This window comes from Roseibium sp. M-1 (assembly GCF_054515675.1).
The window spans coordinates 4,198,165-4,211,728 of record NZ_CM137257.1 but is presented as its reverse complement, the minus strand read 5'-3'; the positions used below and the strand labels follow the sequence as shown (position 1 = coordinate 4,211,728).

The window sequence follows — 13,564 nt, the reverse complement described above, 5'->3', positions numbered from 1 at the left end:
TCATCCTGAGGAAGCGCGTAGCGCTGTCTCGAAGGATCGGCTGCAAACTCCCGGACTTGGGGCCCATCCTTCGAGACGGGCTTTGCCCTCCTCAGGATGAGGGAAGAGTAAGGGGCGACGGCCAGAATTGCACGAGGGCCGGCAACGGATGCCGGCCCTCGCAACTGTTTCGATCTGCTGGCCTCACGCCGTGCCGCAGATCTCCGCCAGCAGGCTGGCTGCGACGGAGAACTTCGAGACGCTGAGGCCGCCGTCGAGGATTTCGGAAACCGAGCGCTTGCGCCGGCCGACTTCCGCGTCGTGCTCCTCCAGCCAGGCAGCAAATCCGCCGGAGCGGACCGCCGCGATCGCCAGTGCCCGCTGCGCGGAGACCAGCGTTGCCCGGGCCCGGTCGAGGGCGAGACCGTCGTAGTAGTCGCGCACATCGAGATCGTTGGCGAGTTCCAGGATCGCACCGAGCTGGAAGTGATGCGCAACCTCGAAATAGGCCTTAGCCGCCGTGTCGAGATCCGCGCCGGTTTCCTCCGACACGATGACGACATCCGGAATGGCCCGCTCGGCGGGCAGCCAGGCGATGCGCCGGGCGAGCGCCTCCGGAACGCCTTGAGCAACGAAGGCGACGGTGCGTTCAGCAAGGACCGCAGCGGGTTCTTCCGGCAGAACCGTTTCCAGCCGGCCGCGCAGTGCCGCGATGCCGGTGCGGAACCGCTCGACCACCGCAGACAGGCCCTTGTCGAAGGAAACGTTGCGCTTGAACCAGACCACCCGCTCCAGCAGCAGTGACTGGATCTCGGCGTAGAGTTCCAGTTGCAGGGCGCCGTCGATCTTGGTGTCGAGCTCGTCGATCTCGGTATTGAGGTCAGTCAGATCGAAACTGTTGCGCACGGCAACGAAACCTTGCGCGATTTCAGTCGCGGTTGCATCTGTCTGGTCACGCAGACGGGTGATGAAGGTCGCCCCGCCCCGGTTGATCATGGAATTGGCCAGCATGGTGGCGATGATCTCGCGGCGCAGCCTGTGGCCGCTGATCTCGTCCTTGTAGGCCTCCGCCATCTGGTCGGGGAAATAGCGGAAGAGCTCGCGGGCGAGATAGTCGTCGTCCGGCACCGAGCTTTCCAGGAGCGCGTCATAGAGCGTGATCTTGGCATAGGCCAGCAGCACGCCGAGTTCGGCACGGGTCAGGATCTGGCCTGCTTTCCGCATTTCGTCGAGCGTCGCCTCGTCCGGCAGCTGTTCGACCACGCGGTCGAGCAGGCCCGCCTGTTCCAGCTGGCGCATCATGCGCACCTGGTAGCCGAAATCCTCCATGCCGCGCAGCTCGGTGATGGAAATGGCGAGGGTCTGCAGGTAGTTGTTCCGCAAAACCAGCTCGGCAACCTCGTCGGTCATTTCCGCCAGCAGCACGTTGCGCTCTTCAATGGTGAGCCGGCCGGATTTGACAGCCGCGCCCAGCGCAATCTTGATGTTGACCTCCATGTCCGAGGAATTCACCCCGGCGGAATTGTCGATCGCATCGGAGTTGCTGCGGCCACCCTTCTTGTTGAACTCGATACGGGCCTGTTGGGTCAGACCGAGATTGGCGCCCTCACCGATCACCTTCGCGCCGACTTCGGACGCGGTGATGCGGATCGGATCATTGGCACGGTCGCCCACATCCGCGTCGCTCTGCGACTTTGCCCGGATATAGGTGCCGATACCGCCGAACCACATCAGGTCGACATCCATCTTCAGGATGGCGGTCATGACTTCCTGCGGCGTGGCGCTGGACTTGGAAAGCTTCAGCATCGTCTGGATTTCCGCCGACAGCGGAATGGATTTCAGCTGGCGCGAGAAGATGCCGCCGCCCTTGGAAATCAGCTTCTCGTCATAGTCCTTCCACGACGAACGTCCGAGATCGAAGACGCGCTTGCGCTCCACCCAGGTCTTGGCCGGGTCCGGATCCGGGTCGAGGAAGATGTCGCGGTGGTCGAAGGCGGCCACCAGTTTCGTTGCCTTGGACAAAAGCATGCCGTTGCCGAAGACATCGCCCGACATGTCGCCGACACCGGCGGCTGTGAAGGGTTCGGTCTGGATATCGCGGTTCATCTCGCGGAAATGCCGCTTGACCGCCTCCCAGGCACCGCGGGCGGTGATGCCCATCTTCTTGTGGTCGTAGCCGGCCGATCCACCGGACGCAAATGCATCGCCCAGCCAGAAATGCCGGCTTTCCGAGATACCGTTGGCGGTGTCGGAGAAGGTTGCCGTGCCCTTGTCGGCCGCGACCACCAGATAGGGGTCGTCGCCGTCGAAGCGCTGCACCCGTTCCGGCGGCAGGATCTTGTCCTCGTCCAGATTGTCGGTGACATCGAGCAAGGCGTTTATGAAGATCTTGTAGCTTTCCGTGCCTTCCTTGAACCAGGCGTCACGGTCGCTCATCGGCGGCAGGTTCTTCGGTACGAAGCCGCCCTTGGAACCGACCGGCACGATCACCGCGTTTTTGACCTGCTGCGCCTTGACGAGGCCCAGCACCTCGGTGCGGAAATCCTGCGGCCGGTCGGACCAGCGCAGGCCGCCGCGGGCGACCATGCCGAAGCGCAGATGCACGCCTTCCACCCTGGGGCTATAGACGGAAATCTCGCGGAATGGGCGCGGCTGCGGCAGATCGTCGATCTGACGGCTGTTGATCTTGAACGCGAAGGTCGGCTTCGGCTGACCCTTCTTGTCGAGCTGGTAGAAGTTGGTTCTGAGGATCGACTCGATGACGTTCTGGAAGCGCCGCAGGATGCGGTCGTCGTCGAGGCTGGCGACATCTTCCAGCCTGGCGGTGAGTTCGCCCTCCAGACGCTCCGTGCCGCTGACGCGATCCTTTTCGGTGACATCCGGGTTGAAGCGCAGGTGGAACAGCTCCACCAGCCGCGCGGTGATCGCCGGATAGTTGTTCAGCGTCGTCCACATATAGTCTTCGGAGAAACGGATGCCGGCCTGACGCAGGTATTTCGACAGCGCACGGACCACGGCGACATCGCGCCAGGCGAGATCCGCCGTCAGCACCAGCCGGTTATAGCCGTCGTCCTCGGCCTTGCCGGTCCAGATCGCCATGAACATGCTTTCCAGCCGCGACTGCAGCTGGTCGGAAAAGGCAATGTCCTCGCCACCGCGCGATTCCAGCGTCATTTCGTGGAGATAGGACAGCGGCGCATCGGCCGGGGTGATCCGGTAGGTGCGTTCGTTGATGACCCGGAAGCCCATGTTTTCCAGAAGCGGCACGCGGGCCGACAGCGGGATGGGCGAGCCACGGTGGTAGACCTTCAGCGACAGCCGGTTGTCCTTGGACCCGGTACTGTGGTGGAAGGTGATGGTGGTCTCGTTCTTGTCCGACAGGGTTTCCAGCTTGACGATGTCGAACAGCGCCGACTGGGCGTTGTAGACCTCCTTGTAGCCGCCATGGAAGGACAGCGCATAACGGTCGGCAAGCTTGCGGGCCTGGGCCGGGGTAAACTCATGGTTCAGCGCGTCGCGCACGCTGTCGGACCAGGTGCGCACCATGTCGGCAACGGCGGCTTCCAGTTCTTCCTGGGCGGGCTTGGGCGTTTCGCCCTTGTCGCGGCCGATGATGTAATGCACCCGTGCCAGCGGGCCTTCCGGATAGGTCACGTACCAGGCGGACAGGCGTCCTTCGTAGACGGAGGCAAGGTATGTGCCGACGTTCAGCCGGACCTCGGTCGAATAACGGTCGCGCGGCACGAACACCAGGATCGAGACATAGCGGTCGAACTTGTCCGGACGGGACAGGACGCGGATACGCGGGCGCTCGTCCAGCTGCAGAATGGCGATGGCAAAGTCGTAGAGCCGATCGCGCTCGATCTGGAACAGCTCGTCGCGCGGGAAGGCCTCCAGCACGTTGCGCAACGCCCGGCCGGAATGGCTTTCGGACCCATAGCCGGCGCGGGCCAGAACGCTGGCAACCTTGCGGCGCAGGAACGGAATTGTGCTGGTCGGCTCGGTATAGGCGGTGGAGGCAAAGAGGCCGACAATGCGCAGCTCGCCGACCATGTTGCCCTCGTCGTCATAAAGCTTGGCACCGACATAATCCATGTGGACACGCCGGTGCACCGTGCTCTTGACGTTGGCCTTGGCAATGATGAGGGGTTCGGGTTTCTTCAGGAACTCGCGGATTTCCGGCGTGATCTGCACGAACTCGGCGCCGCGGCGCAGGACGCGCACATCCGGATCGGAGAGCAGTCCAAGGCCGGTGCCTTCATGCGGCGACAGCTCGCCTTCTTCAACGCCCCCCTTGAAGGTGTATTCCCGCATGCCGAGGAAGATGAAGTTGTCGTTTTCCATCCATTCCAGGAAGTGGATCGCCTCCCACAATTCGTCGCTGCTGCCGGGGATCTGCGTCGTCTTGTAGGTGTCGATGGCTTCCGCCAGGCGCTCCTGCATCGGCTTGAAGTCGGCGACAACGGAGCGGACGTCGGTCAGGACCTTGTCGAGCCGCGCCTTCAAGGCCTCCCGCGCCTCGTCCGCATCGATCCGCGTGACATGGATATGGATCAGGCTTTCCTGGCGGTCGGTGCGTTTCGGCGGCTTCTTGCGCGCTGTCGAGGAGGTGAGCTTGCCCTTGCCGTCGCGCTCGACGATGAAGATCGGGTGCAGGACCAGATGCACCTCGATCTTGCTCTCCTGCAACTCGTCCATCACCGAATCGACCAGGAAGGGCATGTTGTCGTTGACGATCTCGATGACCGTCACGCCCTTGACCTTGCTGCCCTGCGCCTTGAAGGCGGGGTCGGCGATGCTGACACGGTGCGTGCCGAGGTCGTGGGTCTGAAAATCCTGCCAGGCATCCCGGACGAAGCCGGTGAGCTCTTCGGCCGTATAGGCCACGAGGTCTTCCGCGGCCCCCCGGTCATAGAAGGCGCGGGAGAATTCGGCGAGCGCCGGATCTTCCTTTGCCAGGGTTGCTTGGACCGCGTCGATGAGTTTCAGTTTCTCGACGTCGTGTTTGTCCGGCATTTTCCATCCCCTTAGGCGATCGTATGGTTTGGCTCTGTCGCACCATTGGTTTTAGACTTAAGTTCATATTTGCGCGACATAGACGGTTTCATGACGGGAGGCGAAAATTGTCAAGTAAAGTCACGGCCTTGCAAATCGATTCAAATGTAACATTGAGTGAAAAAACGCAGGCCTATTTCGATTTGTGCCAGGAGAAGCTGGGTCTGGTGCCCAACGTGCTCAAGGCCTATGCCTTCGACGAAACGAAGCTGCGTGCCTTCACCGACATGTATAACGACCTCATGCTGGGGGAGTGTGGGCTCTCCAAGCTTGAGAGGGAGATGATTGCCGTTGCGGTATCGGCGGTCAACCGTTGTTTTTATTGCCTTACCGCCCACGGCGCAGCCGTACGCGAGCTCTCCGGCGATCCGGTGCTCGGCGAACTGATGGTGATGAACTACCGGGTGGCCGACCTCTCCGAGCGCCAGCGGGCCATGCTGGACTTTGCCGTCAAGTTGACCGAGAAGCCCGCTGAGATCCTGGAAAGCGACCGGCAGGCATTGCGCGACGCCGGTTTTTCCGACCGCGACATCTGGGACATCGCCTCGGTGACAGGCTTCTACAACATGTCGAACCGGGTGGCGGCGGCCTCCGACATGCGCCCGAATGATGAGTATCACTCAAGAGCGCGTTGAGCTCTTGCCATGCGGCGCGGCGGTGACAAGCCCGGCGATTGGGTGTATGACGCATTCGAAATTTCAAAGGAGAGGAGCGGGCAATGGCCGCGCGCGTATTTATCGATGGTGAAGCCGGTACGACGGGTCTGCAGATCCGCGAGCGTCTCGCCATGCGCCGCGACCTGGAACTGATCTCCATTCCGGACGAAAGCCGCAAGGACCCGGCTGCCCGCGCCGACTATCTCAACAAGGCCGACATTGCCATCCTCTGCCTGCCCGATGCGGCGGCCAAGGAAAGCGTTGCCCTGATCGAGAACGACACCACCCGTGTCATCGACGCCTCCAGCGCGCACCGGGTCGCCGAAGGCTGGGCCTATGGTTTTGCGGAAATGGACCCCGATCAGGGCGACATCATTGCCGCCGCGATGCGCGTTGCCAATCCGGGCTGCTGGCCGCAGGGTCTGATTGCCGCCGTCCGGCCGCTGATCGCGGCCGAACTGCTGCCTGCGGACTTCAACCTGACCTATTTCGGCATCTCCGGCTATTCCGGTGGCGGCAAGGGCATGATCGCCGATTATGAAGCTTCCGGCACCGACGCCAACGAATTTGCGCCCTACGGCCTCGGCTTCAACCACAAGCATCTGCCGGAAATGACCGAATACGGCCTGCTCGATGCAGCGCCGCTGTTCACGCCGACGGTGGGCAACTTCTACAAGGGCATGCTGACTGTGGTGCCGCTGAACCTCGCCGGCCTTGCCAAGGTGCCGACAGGGGAAGAGCTGCATGCGGCGATCGCCGATCATTTTGCCGATGCCGGCAACGGTTTCGTCGAGATCGCACCGCTGGAAGCACTCGAGCGCGCAGACAGCCTCAATCCTCAGGCCCTCAACGACACCAACAAGCTGCGTCTGCATGTCTTTGCCAATGACGCCCGGGCACAGGCCGCGCTCATCGCGGTCTACGACAATCTGGGCAAGGGCGCGTCGGGCGCCGCCGTGCAGAACCTCAATCTGATGCTCGGCGTCGACCAGACCACAAGCCTGGCCGCTTGAGACCCGCTTTCAGGAGAAAAAAATGGAAAAATTCGAGACCCTGACCGGCGTTGCCGCTCCGTTGCCGATCGTCAACATCGACACGGACATGATCATTCCGAAGCAGTTCCTGAAGACGATCAAGCGCACCGGTCTCGGCACGGCGCTGTTTCACGAAATGCGCACCAACGACGACGGTTCAGAGAATGAAAACTTCGTTCTGAACAAGGCCGCCTATCGCGATGCCAAGATCCTGGTCGCCGGTGACAATTTCGGTTGCGGCTCCTCGCGCGAACACGCGCCGTGGGCGCTGCTCGACTTCGGCATCCGCTGCGTGATCTCCACGTCCTTTGCCGACATCTTCTACAACAACTGCTTCAAGAACGGCATCCTGCCGATCCAGGTCTCGCAGGACGAGCTGGACACGCTGATGCACGCGGCCGAGCGCGGCGCCAACTTCACCCTGACGATCGACCTGGAAAACCAGGAGATCAAGGGCCTGGAGAGCGGCGACATCGCCTTCAAGATCGACCACTTCCGCAAGCATTGCCTGATCAACGGTCTCGACGACATCGGCCTCACCATGGCAAAGGCCGAGCAGATCGACTCGTTCGAAGGCAAGATGGGCGAAAGCCGCCCCTGGGTCTGAGGTTCAATGTCAGATGCATCAAAGGCCGGGTCAATCGATCCGGCTTTTTTGTTTCAAGACCTGGATGTGAGCTCTCAACAGGTTGTTCATTCGGACCAGACTGAGGTGACTGGAGTTACCAGGTCCTTTGGGTTGATACCCGGCAACTTGCCGGTTAGCGTGAGTTTACCAAACGTAATTTATTGATCGGGCCGGCTACTCAAAAGACTATACAAGTCTTGGAAATGAGGTGGGGACTTCGTGAAAAATGCAACCATACCCACCGTCAGACATATTCCGGGCCGGACCGCGTTTCTCGAAGAACATGTTGATCCGGAGCGTCCTCTGCTCATCAAGGGACTGGCGAAACACTGGCCTGCAAACCGGAGGTGGAGCCGGGAAAGCTTGCGGTCGGACCTGCATGGAAATCCCGACGTCAAGGATAGAGGCGTCTTCTTCCTCAGTCGCAAGCCGGTGCTCGAGCAGGACATCCAGGTTCCGGCCTTCCTTCAGGAAATCCTGACTTCGGATCAGATCATGAAAGATTCCGTCGCCTGGCGGTTCTGGATCAACAAGAAGCACAACCGGACGGAATTCCACTTCGACACCAATGCGGAAAACGTCATCACCGTTCAGGTGAAGGGGCGCAAGGAGTGGGTTCTCGTCTCACCCAACTCACCGCTGCCCTGCTATCCCTTCACCAATTTCGCGCTGCTGAGACCTGAAGAAAAGCTGTTGCGGAACAAGGACTATTACAAATTCGACCTGGAAGAAGGCGATCTGCTCTATGTGCCGCCGTTCTGGTATCACCGCGCGGTCGCCAGGGAAGAAGAGAACATAAACATCAACTGGACGTTCACGAAAAAGCGGACCTCCGTGGTGTCCCGCGAGTTCCGACGGGAAGTCGAGCGCTGCGAACTGCTGGACACGTTCAAACACAGCAAGTCGTCGCTGGTTCGCTCCTGCTACAAGAAGGTGATCGACGCCCTGCCCAAGGTGGGCGGGATCGGCTGGGGGCTCAAGTCGTTCATCGATTCGCCCTACAAACCTGGCCGGTTCGCCATGGTCAGGCGTTTCTTCGTTGAACTGTCGAAGATCCCGGGAACGCTGATGACGCTTCCCGCGGTGCGCGCCACGCTCCGGAAAGTCGACAAGACGTGACGAGCGTTTAAGGTCAGCATTGACCTTGCAAAGGCAGACCGGCGCCAGGCTCCGTCCGGAAATCGATCCGGCAACACCTTGTCGCGCCATCGCGCTCCACCACTTCACGTAGGCTTGAAAAGCTTTTCAGTGCCTTGCGGCGATCCGTGCGATAGTCCGGAATGATGAACGCGATTGCTTCCTACCTCCCCTGGACCGACCGGCGCGGCATGCTCAGCCCGTTGCGACTTGGCGTTTTCATAGCCCTGCTGCTGCCCGCGGCCTCCATATTCTACAGCCTAGCCTTCGGCCCCAAGCAGGCCGACCCGTTCGAACGGGAACTGCACATGGCCGGCGAGTGGACCGTGCGGCTGCTGCTGATCACTCTGGCGGTGACGCCGCTCAGGCGGATCTTCTCCTGGAACCGCATACTCGGCGTCCGCCGCATGCTGGGTGTCTCGGTGCTTTGTTATGCCCTGCTGCATCTTGGTCTTTACACGGCACAGGAGCACTGGGACCTTCTGAAGGTCGGTTCGGAAATCGTGCTGCGCTTTTATCTGACCATAGGCTTTGTCGCCCTTCTTGGCCTTGCGATACTGGGCGCAACCTCCTTCGATGCGGCGATCCGCAGGCTTGGCCGCAACTGGCAGCGGCTGCACAGCCTTGTCTATGCCGTCGGCGTGCTGGCGCTCTTCCATTTCTTCCTACAGTCGAAATCGGACGTCACCCAGGCAACGCTGATGTCGGGGTGCTTTTTCCTGCTGATGCTCTACCGGCTTGCAGTCAAGGCTGGCTTTTCGCTCGCAAATCCGCTTGTGCTTGCGGTCTGCGCGGCTTTCGGTGCGGCAGCCACCGCAGGCATCGAATATGCCTGGTACGCCATTGCCACCGGCATTCCGGCCGACCGGGTGTTTCTGGCGAATTTCGATGTTTCCCTCACCATCCGACCGGCGATCTGGGTCGGGATTGTCGGGCTCGGCGTTGCCGCGGCGGCGCTGTTGCAGCTTGTCGGCGGGCTGGTGGGTCCGAAATTGAGGGTGAAGCGGGTGTAAGACCCGACTCTCCCCGGTGTCATCCCCGCAAAAGCGTGGACCCAGGAAACTTCATAAGCTGTTTCAGGATTTAAACAATTTTCGCCCGGGAGTCCTGGGTCCCGGGTCTGCGCTCCGCCCAGGATGACACCAAGTGGACATGGCTGCGCAGTTTCTGCGCTTGTCCGGAATCACGGCTGAACGAAAATGGATGCGCTTTAAGTCTGCTTCTTGTCGTTTCGCACGCGGCGTTCGGCATTGAGCTGTTCAAGCTCGGCCATCTTGTCGCCAATGGGCTTGAGCGCCGCGACGGTGTGGCGGAAGCGGCTGACGCGCTGGTCGAGCATGCGCTGCGCCAGTTCCGGATATTCCTGGATCATGCGTTTGAAGAGGGCGCGGCGGATGCGGATGATGCGCACGGCCTCGACGGCCTCTGCCCGGCAGGGGCGCTTGTTTTCCGCCAGAAGCGCCGTTTCGCCCAGCAGCGTCCCCTGGCCGACCCGCTCGATCTCCTCGTAGCCGTCCTTGCCCTTGGTCTGCAGGCTGACCGTGCCGCTGGTGATCACAAGACCGCCGTCGGCGCGCTCGCCCTGATCGAACAGGCGCTGGCCACGGCTATAGTCCATGCTTTCGGCACTGAAGGCGAGCAGGCGGAGCTGATCGTCCTGAAAGTCCGAAAGCATCGGGATTTGTTTGAGAATCGCAATGTCTTGGGCAAGGCTCATGCCCCAGATTTACGCGAATTCCCGGTTAGGGCACAAGCTTATATCCACCGGCTTCTGTGACAAGAAGCTCGGCATTGGAGGGGTCCCGCTCGATTTTCTGCCGGAGCCGGTAGATATGGGTCTCCAGAGTGTGCGTGGTGACGCCGGAATTGTAGCCCCAGACCTCGTGCAGCAGCACGTCGCGCGTCACCGGTTTTTCACCGGCGCGGTAGAGGAATTTGAGGATCGAGGTTTCCTTTTCCGTCAGCCGCACCTTGGAACCGGCATCGTCCTGCATCACCTTGGCGGCGGGGCGGAAGGAATAACGGCCGATGGCGAAGGTCGCGTCCTCGCTCTGTTCGTGCTGGCGCAGATGCGCGCGCACACGGGCGAGCAGGACGGCAAACTTGAACGGCTTGGTGACATAGTCGTTCGCGCCGGCTTCCAGCCCCAGGATCGTGTCGCTGTCGCCGTCATGGCCGGTCAGCATGATGATCGGTGCCTTGAACCCGCCCTTGCGCAGGAGCTTGACCGCCTCCCGGCCGTCGATATCCGGCAGTCCGACATCCATCAGAAGCAAGTCGACATGTTCTTCCCGGGCCATGGCAATGCCGGTCGTCGCCGAATCCGCCTGGATCGTCTCGAACTCGTCATAGAGCGACAGCTGTTCGACCAGCGCCTCGCGCAGTTCGGTATCGTCGTCGACAATCAAAAGTGTGCGGGCGGTCATCGTTGGGGTCCTCGCCAAATGCCTCAAACCGGATCACGTCAACTTGTGAAAGGAACACAAGCCTGTTCCTGCCTTATGTGCGGGGGAAATTGTTCCCGCACAAGCACCGTTCCGTCAATTCTTCTTCACGCGGGGTTTAGGGCTGGTTTATCAAGAACTTCTGAAAAGATGCGGCGGCAGCGACGGAGACACCATGAAATCGACCGGAAAACCCGCGGGAATGCTGGAAGTTCGTGCCTGCCCCTCGGACAGGCGCAAGGGCATCCTGCGTCTCGGGCAGATCACGCTTCCGTGCGCACTTGGCCGGTCCGGCATCGTGACGCGCAAGCGTGAGGGCGATGGCGGCACACCGGCAGGCCGGTTTGCGCTGCTCTATGTCTATTACCGGCCGGACAGGGGCTTGCCGCCGCCGACCTTGCTGCCGATCGAACCGCTGACGCCCGATGCCGGCTGGTGCGACGACCCGGCCCATCCGCTCTATAACCGGCCCGTGCGCCTGCCTTTCGCCGCCGGCCACGAGAAGATGTGGCGCGACGACCGGCTCTATGATGTCGTGGTGGTGCTGGACTGCAATCTGTACCCCGCCGTGAAGGGACGCGGCAGCGCCATCTTCTTTCACATCGCCCGCGAAGGCTACAGTCCGACGGAAGGCTGTGTCGCCGTCTCGCCGGAACACATGCGATTGATTCTTCAGAAAATCGGCACCGGCGCGGACATGGTGATCCGCGCCTGAGCCCAACCCTCGGTCTGAACCTTGGCTGCGTCGCTGTCAGTCGAGCCTATCGGATTTGGCAGTTGCTTGCCTGGAAGCCGGCGTCACCCCGGGCGACCATAGGGAGACCCGGGGCCCACTCGTTTCCAGAGACCTTGTCAGCAGCCATCGACGCAATAGACAATCTTCTGCTGCGGCAAGTTGCGTCGCGAGTAGGCCCCGGATCGGCGCTTCGCTTGTCCGGGGTGACACCGTATTTCCATTTCCGATCACGGATTGGCGGCGACCTGCGGCCGGTAGATGATGAAGCTACCGCTGACCGTAACCGACGTTCTGACGCCGCTGCCGTCGGTCGAGGTCGCGGTACGCACGCCGAAATTGTTCCGTTTGACGGTCTGGTCGTCGGTCACGTTGCTTTCCAGGAAGGTGGCCATATTGCCGTTGACGCTTTCCAGAATGGCCGTATGCCGTGGTGCGCCCCGGGAAATCGTCTGCTCTTCCCAGCTGCCGTCGGGATGTTCCGTGCGGACGGTCACCCGGAACTGGTTGAACTGGAACACGTCCCCCGGACGGGCATCGGAGAGCTGGGCGACGACCCGTCCCCAGACATAGGTGCCGGCCGGTTTGATAAAGCCGACACTTTCAAAACCGTTATTGACGAGCGTCCAGCACTCGCCATTGCCTTCGACCTGACCCAGTCTCTGGGTGGCGAAACTGATCAGGCGCTGCGCCTGTTGTGCATTCACGTCGGGCATCTGCAAGATCCTTCTGTTCTGCCCCGCGACCGGAAGACTAGGGAACCCCCGCCATTCGCGCTGTAACCGGCATCACAGTCGCGTGATATTCTGTGACCGGGCCTGTCCATTCAACAGAACTGACGTGAGGGCAGCGTGAGAGCAACGCCGGCCTGCGTGACCGGTCTTTTGCATAGGTACAGGCAACCTTGTCTGCTAAGACGAGTTAAAGAAGTCACGGAGGACTAAAACGACATGCGCTGGAAAGGCCGACGCGGCAGCAGCAACATCGATGACAGGCGCATGGCGGGAGGTCCGCGCTTGCGCATGCCTTCCGGACGCAGGGCACGCAGGGGTGGCGGCCTCGGCCTCACGGGGATCCTGATCGTCCTGGGGATCGCCTGGCTGACCGGCGTCAATCCGCTGACGCTTCTCGGCCAGCTGGATGGCGGTGACGGCTATGACAGCCCGAGCACCCAGACCCAGGCACCGCGCAGTGCCGCGGACCAGGAAACGGCGGAATTCGTCTCCGTCATACTGGCGGACACGGAAAACACCTGGGGCGGCATCTTCGAAAACGGCGGCAGCCGCTATCCTGAGCCGACGCTGGTGCTCTTTTCCGGCTCGGTTTCGTCCGCCTGCGGCTATGCCAGCGCCGCCACCGGCCCGTTCTATTGCGGCGCCGACAGCAAGCTCTATATCGACCTTTCCTTCTATCAGGAACTCGCCAGCCAGCTGAATGCGCCTGGCGACTTCGCCCAGGCCTATGTGCTGGCCCACGAGGTCGGCCACCACATCCAGAACGTGCTGGGGGTCCTGCCCGAATTCCACAAGGCCCGGCGCAACATGTCGAAGGCGGAGGGAAATGCCCTCTCCGTGCGTGTGGAACTTCAGGCGGACTGTTATGCCGGCATCTGGGCCCACTATGCAGCGCGCCAGAACGGCTTCGTCGAGGAAGGCGACATCGACGAGGCACTGAATGCGGCGAGCCGTATCGGCGACGATACCCTGCAGCGCCAGTCCCAGGGCTATGTGGTGCCCGAAAGCTTCAACCACGGCACCTCGGCGCAAAGAGCGCGCTGGTTCAAGAGGGGCTTCCAGTCAGGCGATCTGGGTACATGCAACACGTTCGATGCGGCAGAGCTATAGGTGCCCGCGCAATTGACGGGTAACTCCGGCTGTCATTCGAACTCCGTTTCTTCC

General features: G+C 61.4%; 11 protein-coding genes. 7 read left to right on the top strand and 4 right to left on the bottom strand.

Features of this window, described 5'->3' with window-relative positions; translation table 11 throughout:
• Nucleotides 1-183: 183 nt before the first annotated feature.
• A complete protein-coding gene (locus ACX3M4_RS19100) occupies nucleotides 184-4,995 on the bottom strand; it encodes an NAD-glutamate dehydrogenase (RefSeq protein ID WP_459354574.1) in 4,812 nt (1,603 codons plus the stop codon).
• Nucleotides 4,996-5,102: 107 nt separating this feature from the next.
• Here ACX3M4_RS19100 and ACX3M4_RS19095 point away from each other — a divergent pair, with 107 nt between their 5' ends.
• The 5 genes from ACX3M4_RS19095 (at nucleotide 5,103) to ACX3M4_RS19075 (ending at nucleotide 9,502) form a co-directional block, all read left to right on the top strand.
• Entirely contained in the window at nucleotides 5,103-5,669 is a 567-nt protein-coding gene (locus tag ACX3M4_RS19095) for a peroxidase-related enzyme (RefSeq protein ID WP_459354573.1), read from the top strand.
• Between the two features lie 83 nt (nucleotides 5,670-5,752).
• Complete coding sequence (argC, locus tag ACX3M4_RS19090) at nucleotides 5,753-6,703, top strand: N-acetyl-gamma-glutamyl-phosphate reductase (RefSeq protein WP_459354572.1); 951 nt, start codon at nucleotides 5,753-5,755, stop codon at nucleotides 6,701-6,703.
• Between the two features lie 22 nt (nucleotides 6,704-6,725).
• A complete protein-coding gene (leuD, locus tag ACX3M4_RS19085) occupies nucleotides 6,726-7,331 on the top strand; it encodes a 3-isopropylmalate dehydratase small subunit (protein ID WP_459354571.1) in 606 nt (201 codons plus the stop codon).
• 240 nt (nucleotides 7,332-7,571) lie between these two features.
• Nucleotides 7,572-8,471 carry a cupin-like domain-containing protein gene (locus tag ACX3M4_RS19080; RefSeq protein ID WP_459354570.1) on the top strand — a complete coding sequence of 300 codons (900 nt, stop codon included), beginning with the start codon at nucleotides 7,572-7,574 and terminating at the stop codon, nucleotides 8,469-8,471.
• 161 nt (nucleotides 8,472-8,632) lie between these two features.
• A complete protein-coding gene (locus tag ACX3M4_RS19075; RefSeq protein WP_459354569.1) occupies nucleotides 8,633-9,502 on the top strand; it encodes a protein-methionine-sulfoxide reductase heme-binding subunit MsrQ in 870 nt (289 codons plus the stop codon).
• Between the two features lie 197 nt (nucleotides 9,503-9,699).
• Here ACX3M4_RS19075 and ACX3M4_RS19070 read toward each other — a convergent pair whose 3' ends face one another.
• Both ACX3M4_RS19070 and ACX3M4_RS19065 read right to left on the bottom strand, forming a co-directional pair.
• On the bottom strand, nucleotides 9,700-10,206 hold the full coding sequence (locus ACX3M4_RS19070; protein WP_459354568.1) for a Crp/Fnr family transcriptional regulator: 507 nt from the start codon (nucleotides 10,204-10,206) through the stop codon (nucleotides 9,700-9,702).
• 25 nt (nucleotides 10,207-10,231) lie between these two features.
• Nucleotides 10,232-10,915 carry a response regulator transcription factor gene (locus ACX3M4_RS19065; RefSeq protein WP_459354567.1) on the bottom strand — a complete coding sequence of 228 codons (684 nt, stop codon included), beginning with the start codon at nucleotides 10,913-10,915 and terminating at the stop codon, nucleotides 10,232-10,234.
• 193 nt (nucleotides 10,916-11,108) lie between these two features.
• On the opposite strand from ACX3M4_RS19065, the gene ACX3M4_RS19060 reads away from it, so the two are divergent.
• Nucleotides 11,109-11,648 carry a L,D-transpeptidase family protein gene (locus tag ACX3M4_RS19060; RefSeq protein ID WP_459354566.1) on the top strand — a complete coding sequence of 180 codons (540 nt, stop codon included), beginning with the start codon at nucleotides 11,109-11,111 and terminating at the stop codon, nucleotides 11,646-11,648.
• Nucleotides 11,649-11,896: 248 nt separating this feature from the next.
• Here the strand turns inward: ACX3M4_RS19060 and ACX3M4_RS19055 are convergent, their stop codons facing one another.
• Nucleotides 11,897-12,382, bottom strand: a complete 486-nt coding sequence (locus ACX3M4_RS19055; RefSeq protein WP_459354565.1) for a hypothetical protein — start codon at nucleotides 12,380-12,382, stop codon at nucleotides 11,897-11,899.
• Between the two features lie 234 nt (nucleotides 12,383-12,616).
• Here ACX3M4_RS19055 and ypfJ point away from each other — a divergent pair, with 234 nt between their 5' ends.
• The gene (ypfJ, locus tag ACX3M4_RS19050; RefSeq protein WP_459354564.1) at nucleotides 12,617-13,510 is read left to right on the top strand and encodes a KPN_02809 family neutral zinc metallopeptidase; all 894 of its coding nucleotides are present in this window, start codon (nucleotides 12,617-12,619) and stop codon (nucleotides 13,508-13,510) included.
• Nucleotides 13,511-13,564: the final 54 nt, after the last annotated feature.

Coding starts and splice junctions, on each gene's coding strand:
- ACX3M4_RS19100 (WP_459354574.1), bottom strand. CDS start 4,995: ATGCCGGACAAACACGACGTCGAGAAACTGAAACTCATCGACGCGGTC.
- argC (WP_459354572.1), top strand. CDS start 5,753: ATGGCCGCGCGCGTATTTATCGATGGTGAAGCCGGTACGACGGGTCTG.
- leuD (WP_459354571.1), top strand. CDS start 6,726: ATGGAAAAATTCGAGACCCTGACCGGCGTTGCCGCTCCGTTGCCGATC.
- ACX3M4_RS19075 (WP_459354569.1), top strand. CDS start 8,633: ATGATGAACGCGATTGCTTCCTACCTCCCCTGGACCGACCGGCGCGGC.
- ACX3M4_RS19070 (WP_459354568.1), bottom strand. CDS start 10,206: ATGAGCCTTGCCCAAGACATTGCGATTCTCAAACAAATCCCGATGCTT.
- ACX3M4_RS19065 (WP_459354567.1), bottom strand. CDS start 10,915: ATGACCGCCCGCACACTTTTGATTGTCGACGACGATACCGAACTGCGC.
- ACX3M4_RS19060 (WP_459354566.1), top strand. CDS start 11,109: ATGAAATCGACCGGAAAACCCGCGGGAATGCTGGAAGTTCGTGCCTGC.
- ACX3M4_RS19055 (WP_459354565.1), bottom strand. CDS start 12,382: ATGCCCGACGTGAATGCACAACAGGCGCAGCGCCTGATCAGTTTCGCC.
- ypfJ (WP_459354564.1), top strand. CDS start 12,617: ATGCGCTGGAAAGGCCGACGCGGCAGCAGCAACATCGATGACAGGCGC.